12 protein-coding genes are annotated in these 14,200 nt (G+C 75.2%); 5 read left to right on the plus strand and 7 right to left on the minus strand.

The features are described from left to right. Positions 1–86 precede the first annotated feature (86 nt). Both infA and ACFV4G_RS35870 read right to left on the minus strand, forming a co-directional pair. On the minus strand, positions 87–308 hold the full coding sequence (gene infA / locus ACFV4G_RS35865; protein WP_380446376.1) for a translation initiation factor IF-1: 222 nt from the start codon (positions 306–308) through the stop codon (positions 87–89). Positions 309–364: 56 nt separating this feature from the next. Then, on the minus strand, positions 365–1,171 hold the full coding sequence (locus ACFV4G_RS35870; protein ID WP_380446377.1) for a GNAT family N-acetyltransferase: 807 nt from the start codon (positions 1,169–1,171) through the stop codon (positions 365–367). Between the two features lie 501 nt (positions 1,172–1,672). Here ACFV4G_RS35870 and ACFV4G_RS35875 point away from each other — a divergent pair. Then, on the plus strand, positions 1,673–1,993 hold the full coding sequence (locus tag ACFV4G_RS35875; protein ID WP_380446378.1) for a hypothetical protein: 321 nt from the start codon (positions 1,673–1,675) through the stop codon (positions 1,991–1,993). Between the two features lie 21 nt (positions 1,994–2,014). On the opposite strand, the gene ACFV4G_RS35880 is transcribed toward ACFV4G_RS35875, so the two are convergent. Then, complete coding sequence (locus ACFV4G_RS35880) at positions 2,015–4,231, minus strand: MMPL family transporter (RefSeq protein ID WP_380446379.1); 2,217 nt, start codon at positions 4,229–4,231, stop codon at positions 2,015–2,017. Positions 4,232–4,363: 132 nt separating this feature from the next. Here ACFV4G_RS35880 and ACFV4G_RS35885 point away from each other — a divergent pair, with 132 nt between their 5' ends. Continuing rightward, complete coding sequence (locus ACFV4G_RS35885) at positions 4,364–4,996, plus strand: TetR/AcrR family transcriptional regulator (RefSeq protein WP_380446380.1); 633 nt, start codon at positions 4,364–4,366, stop codon at positions 4,994–4,996. Between the two features lie 142 nt (positions 4,997–5,138). Then, positions 5,139–7,283, plus strand: a complete 2,145-nt coding sequence (locus tag ACFV4G_RS35890; protein ID WP_380446381.1) for an ArnT family glycosyltransferase — start codon at positions 5,139–5,141, stop codon at positions 7,281–7,283. Between the two features lie 53 nt (positions 7,284–7,336). On the opposite strand, the gene ACFV4G_RS35895 is transcribed toward ACFV4G_RS35890, so the two are convergent. From ACFV4G_RS35895 to ACFV4G_RS35905, 3 genes are all read right to left on the minus strand, one after another. After that, positions 7,337–7,729, minus strand: a complete 393-nt coding sequence (locus ACFV4G_RS35895; protein WP_380446382.1) for a hypothetical protein — start codon at positions 7,727–7,729, stop codon at positions 7,337–7,339. A gap of 135 nt (positions 7,730–7,864) precedes the next feature. After that, positions 7,865–9,154 carry an ABC transporter substrate-binding protein gene (locus ACFV4G_RS35900; RefSeq protein ID WP_380446383.1) on the minus strand — a complete coding sequence of 430 codons (1,290 nt, stop codon included), beginning with the start codon at positions 9,152–9,154 and terminating at the stop codon, positions 7,865–7,867. Further along, the gene (locus ACFV4G_RS35905) at positions 9,151–10,566 is read right to left on the minus strand and encodes a hypothetical protein (protein ID WP_380446384.1); all 1,416 of its coding nucleotides are present in this window, start codon (positions 10,564–10,566) and stop codon (positions 9,151–9,153) included. Before ACFV4G_RS35905 ends, ACFV4G_RS35900 begins: the two co-directional genes overlap by 4 nt. A gap of 216 nt (positions 10,567–10,782) precedes the next feature. On the opposite strand from ACFV4G_RS35905, the gene ACFV4G_RS35910 reads away from it, so the two are divergent. Beyond that, entirely contained in the window at positions 10,783–11,886 is a 1,104-nt protein-coding gene (locus ACFV4G_RS35910; RefSeq protein WP_380446385.1) for an NADH:flavin oxidoreductase/NADH oxidase, read from the plus strand. Positions 11,887–12,164: 278 nt separating this feature from the next. Further along, positions 12,165–13,010, plus strand: a complete 846-nt coding sequence (locus ACFV4G_RS35915; RefSeq protein WP_380446386.1) for a PIG-L family deacetylase — start codon at positions 12,165–12,167, stop codon at positions 13,008–13,010. A gap of 61 nt (positions 13,011–13,071) precedes the next feature. Here ACFV4G_RS35915 and ACFV4G_RS35920 read toward each other — a convergent pair. Then, on the minus strand, positions 13,072–14,200 hold a 1,129-nt coding region (locus tag ACFV4G_RS35920), incomplete at its 5' end, for a methyltransferase (protein WP_380446387.1).

Here is a 14,200-nt window from a genome sequence, read left to right on the forward strand (position 1 = left end):
CGAATGGTTCGAAGGAATTCGAAGACGATCACCTGGGAATGCCCGGGCCGCCGGGCGGAGGCCGGCGGCCTGGGGCGGGCCCGGTTCTACCTGTAGCGGTAGCGGATGCGGCCGCGGGTGAGGTCGTAGGGGCTGAGCTCCACGAGGACGCGGTCCTCGGGGAGGATCTTGATGTAGTTCTTGCGGATCTTGCCGCTGATGTGGGCGAGCACGACGTGCCCGTTCTGGAGCTGCACCTTGAAGGTCGCGTTGCGCAGGCACTCGGTGACGGTGCCCTCGACTTCGATGGCTCCTGTTGATTTGGTCATGGTTTCCCGTTTCCGGTCGGTGGGGCGGTGGATCGCTTGTGTGGTGTGGCGGGGCGTCAGCGGCGGACGAGTTCCAGGATGCTGCCCACGTGCTCGGCGCCCACGCCTTCGAGGAGGGCGATGGCGGCCGTGTTGGTCTCGTCGGCCTCGGCCCAGGCCGAGGCCGTCCCGGCGTGGTGCAGCGAGCCCAGTGTGTGGGCCAGCAGCGCCCGGGCGATGCCCCGGCGCTGCGCCTCGGCGCGGACGGCGATGAGGCCGATCCGCGGCCGGCGGGTGACCGGGGCGAGGCGGAGCAGGCCGAGGTAGCGGCCGTCCTGCTGTGCGACGACGTACTTCGACGGGTCGACGACGGTGGTGCCCGCCGGGCGGGGCAGTACCTCGGCCGGCATCGTCCGCCAGCCGGGGCCGGCCCCGACCTCGTCGCGCACGGCGCGGTCCAGGTCGTGCAGTGGGCCTTCCTGCGCCTGGCCGGCGGGCACGATCGTCACGCCCGCCGGGGGCCGTGCCGGGGCGAGCCCGGTGGTGTGCGGGTCGGTGGGCACGACGTAGGTCCGCTCGCGGCGGGCGGTGGTGAAGCCGAGCCGCTGCCAGGCGGCCACCGCGTCGTGGTCGGCCTCGTCGGCGACGGTGTGCAGCGGCGCCGGCAGGTCGGCGAGCATCGTGGCGGCGAGGCGGTCGCGGGCCGCGTCGTGCCAGGCGTCGATGCTGACGAAGAGCCGCCCGTCGGGCCTGTTCGAGGCGTCGGCGCGGCCGACGACCAGGTCGCCGTCGAGGGCCTGCCACTGCGTGTCGGCGGTACGGGTGACGGTGAGCGCGTGCTCGCGCGGGCCCTGGACGGGGTGCGGGGAAGAGGATGCGTTCATGGTGTTGCCTTTCGGGAGTGCCTTGTCGCAGGGGCTCCCGGGCGACACCAAACGTCAATCGCCCACCGTGACGACGAGGGGGAGCACCCACACGGATACAGCCTTCATGGGTCTCACACCTCCTCACGTTCTTTCACGGCTGCACAGACAGTAACAGCAAGGAGCGGACCGGCCCAACCGATTTACCGCGGGCGACTGCTCGTCTACCGATCGTCGACGGTCCGTTGACGCGCGCCGCATAGCTTCCTGAGCCTGCGACCCGCCCGGACCGCGGGCCGGCGCCGGAGGGAGGAGCTCTACCTCGGCCGGGCCCGCGACACGGTCCACCGCGTGTGGTGGCGCCCCACCGGGCGCGCCGCCCCCGAGCTCCCGGGTCCGGACGGCCGTCTCCCCCTCGGCCGCCCGGACCCGGGCCTTTTCGCGCGCTGGCGCCGGGCGGTGTCCGTGCCGTGTGGGAGGCTGCCGCGACGGCGGTGGGCGGCGGGACGGAGGGCCGGCGGGATGGGTTTCGGGGACGGGGTCTGGCGGCTGGTGCGGCAGGAGGAACTGCTCGGCGAGATCCTGGTCGACGGGGCGGACTTCCCGTGGCTGGAGGGGCGCTTCGTCCCCACGCCGGCGTTCGCCACGGTGAAGCCGTGGTTCGACGAGTCGCTGGCCCTCCTTGAGGCGGACGGGATCGAGCGCTTCGACGACGTCTACGACCGGATCGCGCGGGCCCTGTCGCTCGTGGCCCCGTCGGGTCCGGTCGCCGAGTTCCTGTTGCACATCGAGGACGGCCGCGCCTGGTTCCGGTGGAGCGACGAACCGTTCGACGAGGACTGAGCCCGCGGATGTGATGACACATCAGGAATGGCTTCCGGCCAATGAGTTGGGCGGGGCGGGGTCGGCGTCGGCGGCCGGATGCCCGGTGTGGCCGTCGCCCTCGATGTCGACGTGCGGCAGCAGGCGGTCGAGCCATCGGGGCAGCCACCAGTTGCCGTCGCCGAGCAGGACCATGGTGGCGGGCACCAGCAGGCCGCGGACGACGGTCGCGTCCAGGGCGACGGCGCTCGCCAGGCCGACGCCGAACATCTTGACGACGGGGTCGTCGGACAGCAGGTAGCTCAGGAAGACCGCGACCATGATGAGGGCGGCGGAGCTGATGATCCGCCCGGTCGCGGCGAGGCCGGCCACCACGGCGCGGCGGTTGTCCCGTTCCCGCAGGTAGCCCTCGCGCACGGCGCTGAGCAGGAAGACCTCGTAGTCCATCGACAGGCCGAAGAGCACGGCGAACATCAGCAGGGGCACGTAGCCGGGGATCGGGACGGCGCCCTCCAGGCCGATCAGCCGGGCGCCCGAGCCGTGCTGGAAGACCGCGGTGAGCACGCCGTAGGCGGCGGCGACCGACACCAGGTTCATGACGGCGGCCTTGACGGCGACGACGGGCGAGCGGAAGGCGAGGAGCAGGAGGAGGCCGGCGACAGTCAGGACGAAGCCGACGACGAGCGGCATCCGCTGCGCGATGCGCACGTTGAGGTCGGCCTGGGCCGCCGGGGCGCCGCCGACGTGCGGCACCTGGCCACTGCCGGCGGTGGCGGCGGGCAGGACGTCCGAGCGCAGGCGGTGGACGAGTGCGGTGGTGGCCGGGTCGGAGGGGGCGGTGGCCGGGGTGACCTGCCAGCGGGCGGTGCGGCCGTCGGCGGCGAGGGCGGGCGGACCGACGGCGGCGACGCCCTCGGCGGCGCGCAGGGCGGTGGTGACGGCCGTCAGGCGCGGGTCGGTGCTCCCCGCGCCCGCCCGCACCGGCGCGGGCAGGACGTCGACGACCTGGAGCACGCCGTTGGCGCCCGGGCCGAAGGCCTGGGCCATGCGGTCGTAGGCGGTGCGGCTCATGGTGCCCCGGGCCTTGCCGCCGGCGTCCAGCTGGCCGAGGTGCAGGTGCGCCGCCGGGGCGGCGAGGGCGCCGAGCAGGGCGAGGCCGGCCAGCAGCAGGGGCCACGGCCTGGCCGCGACCAGGGCGGCGATCCGGCCCCAGCCGCGCGGGCGCCCGTCCGGGGCGGGGGCGGCCGGACGGGGTGTCAGGCGCGTGCCGAGCAGGACGAGGACCGCGGGCAGGAGGGTGAGGTTGACGCCCAGCGCCACCACCACGGCGATCGCGGGCGCGAGGGCCAGGGCGTACAGCAGCGGCAGTCCGCCCAGGGCCAGGCCGGCCAGTGCCGCGACGACGGCGCTGCCGGCGAAGGCGACGGACTTGCCGGAACCGGCGGTGGTGCGCACGGCCGCGTCCTCGACACCCGCCCCGGCGGCGCGCAGCTCCCGGAAGCGGGTGAGCCCGAAGAGGGTGTAGTCGATGCCGACGCCCAGGCCGATCATCGCGGCGATGGTCTCGCCGGCCTGGGGGACGTCCATCAGGTGGCCGACCAGGCCGAGGACGGGCAGCGCGATGCCGAGGCCGACCACCCCGGCGAGCAGCGGCAGGCCGGCGGCGAGGAGGCTGCCGAGGGTGAGGGCGAGGATCACCAGGGCGGCGCCGAGGCCGATGGCCTCGCTGCGCCCGGTGCTCCCCCGGTCGACCGCCGCGGCGAGCTGGCCGCCGGGGGTCACCTCGATGCCGGCGGCGGTGGCCGGTGCGGCCGCGGCGAGCACGGCGTCGGTCGTCGCGGGCGTCACCTCCCGTCCGGAGACGTCGAGTTCGACGGAGAGGTAGGCGGTGTGGCCGTCGGCGCTCGTCGCCGCGGCGCCGGCCGGGTCGTAGGGCGTGGTGACGGCGACGACGTGCGGCACCGCGGCGATGGCGGTGGCGGCGCTGCGGACGGCGGCGGCGGTGCCGGGGTCGGTGAGCGGGGCGGCGCCGGCGGGGGTGTGCAGCAGGACCGGCTGCTTGCCGGAGGGCGGGGCGGGGAAAGCGCGGGTGGCCGTGTCGAGCGCGGCCTGGCTGTCGCTGCCGGGGATGGAGACGTCCTCGCTGGTGACCCGCCCGAGCAGCCCGACGGCGGTGAGCGCGGCGGCCAGCAGCAGGAGCCAGGCCGCGACGACGCGCTTGGGTCTGCGGGCGCACCAGCGCCCCACCGTGGTGAACATCTGCGGCGAACGGCCTTTCGTACGCGGCGGAAGGGCGTGCCGCCCCCACCGGAAACTTATTGCACTCCCCGTGCAACGCGTACACTTGCACTCGCGGTGCAAGAATGTCAACGAGAGTGCGGAGGAGCCCACGTGAAACGGTCCGAGACCGCCGCGCCGGCCGCGCCCGCCGCCGACGGGCGCACGGAACGCGGGCGGCAGACCCGCGAGAAGATCGCCGACGCGGTGCTGTCGCTGCTCGACGAGAACCAGTCGCACTTCCCCGCCGACAAGGTGGCCGAACGGGCGGGCGTCTCCCGCCGGCTGGTGTTCCACCACTTCGCCGACATGGCCGAGCTCGCCGAGGTGGCCGTCAGCCGGCGCCTGGAGCAGCTCGCGGCCCGGATCGGGCCGCTTCCCACCGAGGGGCCGCGGGAGCTGCGGGTCACGGCCCTCACCGAGCAGCGCGCCCGCATCCTGGAGGGCGTCACCCCGACCAGACTCGCCGTCATGCGGCTGGAGAACCCGTCCCCGCGGATCCAGGAGGCGGTGCGGCAGATGATGGACTTCGCCCGCCTGCGGCTCGCCCAGGTCTTCGCCGCGGAACTCGACCCGCTCCCCGAACCCGCCCGGAGCGAGCTGCTCGACGGCCTGGACGCGGTGACCACGTGGAGCGCCTGGCACCACTGGCGCAGCTGCGGCCAGAGCCCGGAGGAGGCGCGGCACACCATGGCCGCCACCGTCCGCACGCTCCTCGCCGGCGCCGAACGGACGCCGCAGGGCTGACGGGGGCCGGCCCGGCAGGGGCACACCGATCGTTCACAGGTCGGGGGCGGAGTGGGCCGATCGGCGTGCCGCAGGTATAAAAATGACCAAACCGGGGCGCTTTCCAAGGGATCTCTCATGGACGCACCCGAAGGTGCGGATCATGGCTCTCAACGTCCTCACCGCCCCCGGCCAGGCCCCGGCTCCCCCGTCGCGTGGCCGCAGGGCCCCGTGGAAGTCCCCCGACGACCAGCCCGGCTACGCCCGGCCCGCGCTGCTGGGGATCGCGGCCGTCGCCGCCGTGCTGTACGCGTGGAACATCGGCCACAGCCAGTTCCACGGCTTCTACGCCGACGCCGTGCGCAGCATGACGGAGAGCTGGAAGGCGTTCGTGTTCGGGTCGTTCGACCCGGCGGGCACGATCACGCTGGACAAACTGCCGGGGTTCCTGTGGCCGCAGGCGCTGTCGGCGCGGGTGTTCGGGTTCCACCCGTGGGCGCTGACCCTGCCGCAGGTGGTGGAGGGGGTGCTGTCCGTCCTGGTGCTGTACCGGGTGGTGCGGCGGTGGGCCGGGGCCGGTGCGGGGCTGCTCGCGGCGGCGGCGTTCACGCTGACGCCGGTGGCCGCTGGGCTGTTCCGCACGGCGGGCGAGGACGCCGCGTTCACGCTGCTGCTCCTGCTCGCGGCGGACGCGGCGCAGCGGGCGGCGCACGCGGCGCGGCTGCGCCCGCTGCTGCTGGCCGGGGTGTGGGTGGGGCTGGCGTTCCAGACGAAGATGCTGGAGGCGTGGGCGGTGCTGCCGGCGCTGGCGGCGGTGTACCTGCTGGCGGCGCCGGCTGCGCTGCGGCGGCGGATCGGGCACGTGGCGCTGGCCGGGCTGGTGACGGTCGTGGTCTCGGCGTCCTGGATGCTGGCGGTCACGGCGACGCCGGCGCGGGACCGTCCGTTCGTGGACGGTACGACGGACAACTCGGCGTTCAGCATGGTGGTCGGCTACAACTTCCTGAACCGGTTCTCGTCGCTGGGGATGAGCGCGGCGCAGACGGGCAGCGTGCAGGCGGTCCGTGGCGGGAACGGCGGAGGCGGCGGTGGTGGCGGTGGTGGCGGCGGTGGCGGGGGCCACGTCGCCGGGGCCGGTGCGGCGGGCGGCGAGCAGGGGGCCCGGGCGCAGGTCGCTCCGCGGGGTCAGGGCGGCGGCGGTGCGGACGACGGCGGCTGGACGAAGATGTTCGGCTCGCAGTTCGCCCCGCAGACCGGCTGGCTCTACCCGGTCGCCGTGGTCGCCCTGTTGTGCGGGCTGGCCTGGCGTCGGCGCGAGCCGCGCACCGACGTGCTGCGGGCGGGCTACGTCCTGTGGGGTGCCTGGCTCGGTGTGTTCTTCCTGGTCTTCAGTGCGGGCAGCGTCGGCGGCCACTCCTACTACATGGGGGTGATCGCGGCTCCGCTGGCGGCGCTGTGCGGTGCGGGGGTCGTGCTGCTGTGGCAGGGCTTCCACCGCGGGGGCGCGCGGGCGTGGGCGTTTCCGGGCGCGGTCGCCGGGACCGCTCTCTGGTCGGTCTTCCTGGCCCGGGAGTTCCCGTCGTTCCTGCCGTGGCTGGCGCCGGTCGTGGTGGTCCTGGGGGTGGCGGCGCTGGCGCTGCTCGCGGCGGTCAGGTTCAGCCGTTTCACCGGGCGGCGGGTCGCGCTGGCGGGCCTGGTGGCGGGTGTGGCGGCGATGCTGGTGGCGCCGGGTGCGTGGGCGTCCTCGGTGCTGGGCTCGGCGTACGGCGACTCGGGCATGGGCACCGTCGGTCCTTCCGGGGGCGGGCACGGCACCGGTGGGCGGCACGCGCTCGCGGGGGCGGAGGCCGGGCGCGTGCAGCGCGCGGGGTTCGGCGGGGGCGGGTTCGGCGGTTCCTCGGAGCACCTGACGGCGCCGGAGCAGGCCCTGTTCGACTATCTGCGGGCCCACCGGGGCGGTGCCCGCTACCTGTTCGCCGCCTCCAGCTGGAGCGCCGCCTCGCCGTTCATCCTGGCGACGGGCGAGGAGGTCCTGCCGATGGGCGGCTTCAGCGGTTCGGCGCCGTCACCGACCCTGGCGGAGTTCCAGCAGCTGGTCGGGGACGGCGCGTTGAGGTACGTCCTGGTCGGCGGGGCCGGCCGGCGCGGTGGCGGCGGCGAGGCGGCGGGGCCGACGACGGCCGCGGAGATCCAGTCCTGGGTGCGGACCGCCTGCACCGCCGTGCCGGCCTCCGAGTACGGCGGCGGGCGGGCGGCGGGCGACGACTCCGGCGGCCGGCAGCTCTACCTCTGCACGAGCGCGGGCTGAGAACGCCTCCGGGAACAGACCGGGCGGGTGCCGGCGGCCGGCGCCCGCCCGGTTCACTTCCCGGGGCTGCCCACCGACAGCTTCTCCCCGTCCACCAGCAGGCCGAAGAACGCCGCCGCGAAGATCGACAGCGCCGGGGCGGCCGCGGACCGGTCCGTGAGCCCGGTCATCAGCGCGCCGGTGACGGCGCCGAGGAAGGTGCAGCCCAGCAGCGCCCACCAGCAGAACCGCTGCCCCTTGCCCTGCGGGTTCGCCAGGGTGCCGATGATGAGGCTCACGATCCCCGACAGCCCGAGCTGGCCCAGGTTGGGCGTGGTGTCCTGGGAGAGTTCGTAGCTCAGGAACCCGATGATCAGTGCGAGCGCCGCCATGGCGAATCCCGAGACCCAGCCCTCCGGGAGGTCCAGTTCCTTCGCGGCCTTGGTGCGGGTGGGGTCGTCGCTCACGCAAGGACTGTAGGCGCCGCCGGCGGCCGGTGCCGGACGCAGGCGCGCCGTGTTGGCGCCTGCCGCCCGGGCGGAGCAACCGGGCGCCGGCCCGGTCGGCCGTGGGTCACTCGACGGTGGGTCGGCGAGCACCGGTCAGGCGTGGACGGCGGCCCGGACCCGGTCCAGGTCCGCGAGCAGCGCGTCCAGCTGCGAGGGGTCGTTGGCGTAGGCGAGCACGGCCCGGTAGAACGCGCTCTGCATCGCGTCCGGCATCAGGTCGGAGGCGTCGAACCGTACCGCCCGGGCGTCGACCAGCAGTTGGCCCAGGCGGCGGGACAGGGCGTCCGGGTAGACAGTGGCGGGCACCTGGCGGTTGGGGCTCAGCGCGCCGCCGCGGGCCACCCAGATCCGCTGCGCCTCGGGTGTCGTGAGGTAGGCGGCGAGCTGCTGGGCGGCCGGGGTGGCGTGGAACATGCCGAGCAGGTCGCCCGCCACCTCCTCGGTGCCCTTGAACCCCTCGTCGATGGCCGGGAACCGGGCGAAGTCGTAGTCCTCGCCGGCCTTGAGCCTCGGGTCGCCCTGCCGGTAGTAGTCCGTGATGAAGGACGCCGCGTGCTCGAAGTAGCAGCCCGGCTGCCGGCTGAACAGCGAGCCGCCCGAGCCGGCGAAGCCGGTGAGCAGCATGCCGCGGGCGTCACCGCGGACCATGCCCTTGGCGGCGACCACGTCTCCCCAGGTCTGCCAGGCCCGTTTGATCGCCGGGGAGTTCCAGGCGAGCGCGCCGCTCGCCCACTGGTCGTAGACGTCCGGTCCGGACTGGGCGAGGACGATGTCCTCCAGCCAGTCGGTGCCCGGCCAGCCGGAGGCGGAGCTCGACTCCAGGCCGACGCACCACGGGGGGACGCCCGACCCGGCGATCTGCCGGTCCAGGGTGTTCAGCTGGTCCCAGCTGCCGGGTGGTGTCCAGCCGTGTGCGGCAAGGGCCTTGGGCGAGTACCAGATGAGGCTCTTCACCGTGGCCTTGACGAACACGGCGTACTGCTTGCCGTCCACGGCGCCCAGCCGCACCCAGCTCTCTCCGTACTGCGCGGCCATGCCCGGCAGGTCGAGCGCGCCGTCGAGCGGGGCCAGGCGGCCGGCCCGGGCGTACTGCACCAGTTTTCCGGGACTGGAGAGGACGGCGAGGTCGGGCGGTGTCCCGTTGCCGACCCGGTCGGCCAGCACGGTGTCGGAGTCCCGGGAGCCCTGGTAGTCCACCTTGATCCCGGTCCGCTGCTCGAACGGCGCGACCATGGCCAGGAACGAGTCCCGCTCGCTGCCGGTCCAGGTGCCGAGCACGTGGACCACCGGTCCCGACCGGCCGCCGCTGCAGGCGGTGGGGCCGGCGAGGGCGACCAGCAGCAGGGCGAGGGCGGCCCGGGCCCAGCGGCCCGCCGCGGTCATCGCGCGGCCCGGTACTCGTCGATCCGCGGCCACAGGCCGCCCAGGCAGAGCAGCGCGATGGCGGCGCACAGCACCGGGAGCGCGCGGCCCAGGCCCAGGTCGGAGCGGGCCGCCGACTCGGCGTCGGCCAGCCGTTGCCGGTCCGGCTCCGCGAGCCGGGCCAGGTCGGCGTCGAACGCCGCGCCGGCGCCGCCCAGTTGGGCGGGGCCGGGGCCGACGGCGGTGGCCACCACTGCGGGGTCGGCGGCCGCCGCGGCGGGGCCGCGGGTGGCGGCCTGCCGGCGCAGCTCGGCGTCGGCCGCGGTGAACTGCCGGAAGTCCTGGAGGGTGTGCACGGCGGCGTCCCGTTTCGCTGGGGAGGAGTCGGGGCGGAGGTCGGCGTCGATCAGGTCGGCGAGGATGCCGTGGAACGCGGGCGGCTCGCTCTCGGCCGCCGCGGCCTCTCCCGGCGTGACCGGACGGTCCGCCAGCTGGCCGGTGTAGGTGGCGAAGTCGTCGGAGAGGTCCTGTCCGGGGACGGCCTGGACCACCGCCAGCGCGTCGCCGCCCGCCGCGTCGGCGGCGAGTGCGCGGGCCTGCCAGGCGGCGGTCAGCCGGGGCAGCGCCTCGTCGGCGGCGGTGGCGAAGGCCCGGTCGGCGTGCAGGGTCGCCGCCGCCGTCCAGCCGGCCAGCGCGAGCAGCAGGAGGGACGCGGTGAGCAGGCACGGGTTGAGCCGCCGGTTGAAGTGGCGGCTCAGGAAGCGCTGGGTGGCGACCAGCAGGACCAGGGCGAGCAGCGCGGGGGCGAGGACGCCGAGCAGCGCGGCCGGGGCGAGCCATCCGCTCTGCCGCTGCCGGTCCAGTTCCTGCTGCTCGGCGGCCCGCAGTTGCCGGACCTGGGCGAGGACTCCGTCGCCGGGTTTGTGCATCAGGTTCGTGGCGTAGCTCAAGTAGGCGGTGCCGAGGGCGCCTTGGCTCTCGGTGGCGTGCGCCTGCTCGATCAGGCCGGTGTACTCGACGAGCAGTCCCTCGACGGCCTGCAGGCGCCCGCTGCCGGCCGGGCCGGTCGCGTCGTGCTCGGCGGCCCGGGCGAGCGCCTGGTGGGCGGACTTCAGGTCGTCCTGGTAGCGCTGCCCCGGTCCGCTCAGGCGCACCGTCCCCGAGGCGAAGCTCCCGGCCGCGACCCGGTCCGCGTCGGCGAGCAGGTACGACAGCTGCGCGGTGTCGACGAGGGCCGGATCGGCGTGGGCCTCGGCGGCGGACACCGTCGTGTGCGCGCCGGAGAGCGCCGTCTGCAGCGTCCCCCACAGCGCCGCCGTGCACAGGACCAGCGCGACCACGGTCCGGCGCAGCCGGCCCGGGGTGGTGGGCGGCGCGGCGGGTCTGCCGCCGAAGCGGTGCGCCCGTGACCTCATGCCGGCAGTGGCCGCCATCCGCATCCCGCCCCCTGCTCGGCCCGCCAGGAGCCCGACGGATCGTCGCCCACCCTAGCCGCGCGACTACGGGGTGGCCACCGGAAAACGGGATATGACGGATCGTCAGCTCGGGACCTCGCCGCCCAGGGAAAGCCCGCCCTTGCAATGGCAAGCGTCCGCAACTATTGTTGCAGCAGATAGTGCACCTGCAATCAATGCCGCCGGGGAGCCTCCATGAGCACGACCCTCTTCACCCCCTACACGCTGCGGGAACTGACCGTCCCCAACCGCGTCTGGATGCCGCCGATGTGCCAGTACAGCGCCGCACCCGACGGCGGGGCGGCCGGGGTGGCGACGGACTGGCACTTCACCCACCTCGCGGCGCGGGCGGCCGGCGGCACCGGGCTGATCATCGTGGAGGCCACCGCCGTCTCCCCCGAGGGCCGCATCAGCCCCTACGACCTCGGACTGTGGAACGACACCCAGACCGAGGCGCTGCGGCGGATCACCGCCTTCCTGAAGGACCAGGGCAGCGTCGCCGCCATCCAGCTCGGCCACGCCGGGCGCAAGGCCTCCACCGAGCGCCCCTGGGTCGAGCGCGGGCGCGCGCTCGCCCCGCACGAGACCCACGGCTGGACCCCGGTGGGCCCCAGCGCCGTCGCCTTCTCCCCCGACCACACCACGCCGGACGAGCTGACGCGCGAGCAGATCCGCGAGATCGTGGGGCAGTTCGCGGACGCCGCCCGGCGCGCCCTGGAGGCCGGCTTCCAGGCCGTCGAACTCCACGGCGCCCACGGCTACCTGATCCACCAGTTCCTCTCCCCCGCCAGCAACCGCCGCACCGACGAGTACGGCGGCTCCTTCGAGGGCCGCACCCGCTTCGCCCTGGAGGTCGTCGACGCCGTGCGCGCCGTGTGGCCCGGGGAACTGCCGCTGCTGTTCCGCGTCTCGGCCACCGACTGGATCGCCGAGAACCCCGAGGACGGGCGCGAGGGCTGGACGCTGGAGGAGACCGTGCGCCTGGCCAAGGAGCTCCAGGCCCGCGGCGTGGACCTGATGGACGTCTCCACCGGCGGCCTCGTCCCCGACGCGAAGATCGACGCCGCCCCCGGCTTCCAGGTGCCCTTCGCCGAGGCGATCCGCAACGGAGCCGGCATGCCGGTGGCGGCCGTCGGCCTGATCACCGAGCCCGCCCAGGCCCGGGACATCCTCGCCGCCGGCCGGGCCGACGCCGTCCTGATCGGCCGCGAGCTGCTGCGCAACCCCTCCTGGGCGCGCCACGCCGCCGCCGCGCTCGGCGGGCAGGTCCACTCGCCGGTGCAGTACCACCGCGCCTGACGGGCCCGGGCGCCCCGGGACCGGAGAAACGGGGGGCCGCGGGCCCCCCGGGGGCCCGTAGGCGGGCGCGGTGGCCCCCCCCCCCCCCCCCGCGGCCCGCGGGGGGGGGCGGGACACCGCGGGGGTCCCCCCCCCCGCCCCCGGCGGCCCCCGGCGGCCCGTCCGGCAACCCGGGGGGGGCCGCCGGACCGCGCGGGAACGGGCAGAAGTGATGTGACCTCCGGCACCGTCCTGACGCAGACTGGGCACTGATCACTCGACCGACCGAGGACGGACCCATGGCTGACCGGCCGCTGACCCTGATGGCAGTGCACGCCCACCCGGACGACGAGGCGACCGGAACGGGCGGCGTCCTCGCCCGCTACGCCGCCGAGGGCATCCGCACCGTGCTCGTCACCTGCACCGACGGCGCCTGCGGCGACGGCCCCGGCGGCGTCAAGCCGGGCGAGCCCGGACACGACCCCGCGGCCGTCGCCGCGCTGCGCCGCAAGGAGCTGGAGGCCAGCTGTCAGGTCCTCGGGGTGGGCCACCTGGAGACGCTCGACTACGGCGACTCCGGGATGATGGGCTGGGCGGCCAACGACGCCCCCGGCTCGTTCTGGGGCACCCCCGTCGCCGAAGGCGCCGCCCGCCTGGCCGACCTGATGCTGCACTACCGGCCCGACGTCGTCGTCACCTACGACGAGAACGGCTTCTACGGCCACCCCGACCACATCCAGGCCCACCGCATCACCATGGCCGCGCTGGAGCGCAGCGGGCTGAGGCCCAAGGTGTACTGGACCACCGTGCCGCACTCGACGATGCGGCGCTTCGGCGAGGCCATGCGGGAGTTCGCCGAGGACGAGCCGCAGCCGGAGCGCTCCGGGGAGGGGAGCGAGGCCGAGCAGATGCCGGAGATCGGCCTGCCCGACGAGGCCGTCACCACCTGGGTGGACACCACCGAGTTCGGCGGGCGGAAGTTCGACGCGCTGCGGGCGCACGCGAGCCAGGGCGAGAACATCTTCTTCCTGCGCATGGGCCAGGAGCGCTTCACCGACCTGATGGGCCTGGAGACCTTCGTGCGCGTGCGGGACACCACGAACGCGCCGCTGCCCGAGGACGACCTGTTCGCCGGCCTGCGCTGACGCCGGGTCACGCCCGCGCCGGCGGCGTCCTCCCGCGGGAGGACGCCGCCGGCGTTCGTCGTCAGCGGCCGGTGGTGGCGACCGGGTCGGGGGCGGACCCGTGGGCGGGGGCGGGGATCACGGCCTTGCGGGCGTGCAGGACGGTGGCGCCCAGCGGCAGGGGGCTCTGGCCGACGAGGTGGAGGCCGGCGTCGGCCAGGAGGTGGGCGTAGTGGTCGGCGCGGCGTTCGCGGCCGCCGACGTTGCACATCATGTGGAGGTCCCAGGCGGTCGCCAGTGAGGGCGAGCCGTCGGCGGGCAGGACGCGTTCGATGATCAGCAGGTCGGCGTGGGCGGGCATCGCGCGGGCGCAGTGGCGCAGGATCTCGCGGCAGCGCTCGTCGTCCCAGTCGTGCAGCACGCGGGACAGGACGTAGACGTCCCCGCCGGCCGGGACGTCGGCGAAGTCGCCCGCCCGGTAGGTGCAGCGCCCGCCGGTGCCGGCCGCGTCGAGCAGGGCGCGGGCGGCCTCGACGGCGTGCGGGCGTTCCAGCAGGACGCCGTGCAGGCGGGGGTGGGCGGCCAGGATGCGGCCGAGGAGTTCGCCGTTGCCGCCGGCGACGTCGACGACGGTCGCGGGGGCGGGCGCCTGGGCGGCGGCCGCGAGGGCGGGGTGGGCCGGGACCGGCTCGAACATGCGCGAACTGGCCGCCATGGAGCGGTCGAAGAGCTCGGCGAGTTCGGGGTCGCGGGCGAAGTGGTCGAAGTGGTTCTCGCCGAAGAGGTGGTCGAAGGCGGTCTGCCCGGTGCGCACCGTGTGGGCGAGGCGGCCGAAGGACTCGTAGAACGGCCCGCCGTACATCAGGGCCAGCGGGCGCATCGAGCCCGGGGTGTCGGTGCGCAGCAGGGCGCCGAGTTCGGTGAGGCGGAAGCCGTCGGGGGTCTCGGTGACGGCGCCGAGCATGGCGAGGTAGCGCAGGAGGGTGGTGAGGCTCTGCGGGTGGGCGCCGATCCGGTGGGCGAGGGTGGCGGTGGCGGTGGCGGCGGTGGTGTCGAGGGCGTCGGGGAGTTTCAGTTCGGCGCTGACGGCGAGGGCCTGGGTCGTCCACGCGCCGGTCATCAGGCGCAGGAGCGTTTCGGCGGGCTGGTGGGCGCGGGAGTCGTGGAGGTGGGCGGCGAGGGCGGGGCGGTGGTCGCCGGGGACGTATAGC

The organism is Kitasatospora sp. NPDC059747, assembly GCF_042732955.1.
Taxonomy (GTDB): Bacteria; Actinomycetota; Actinomycetes; order Streptomycetales; family Streptomycetaceae; genus Kitasatospora.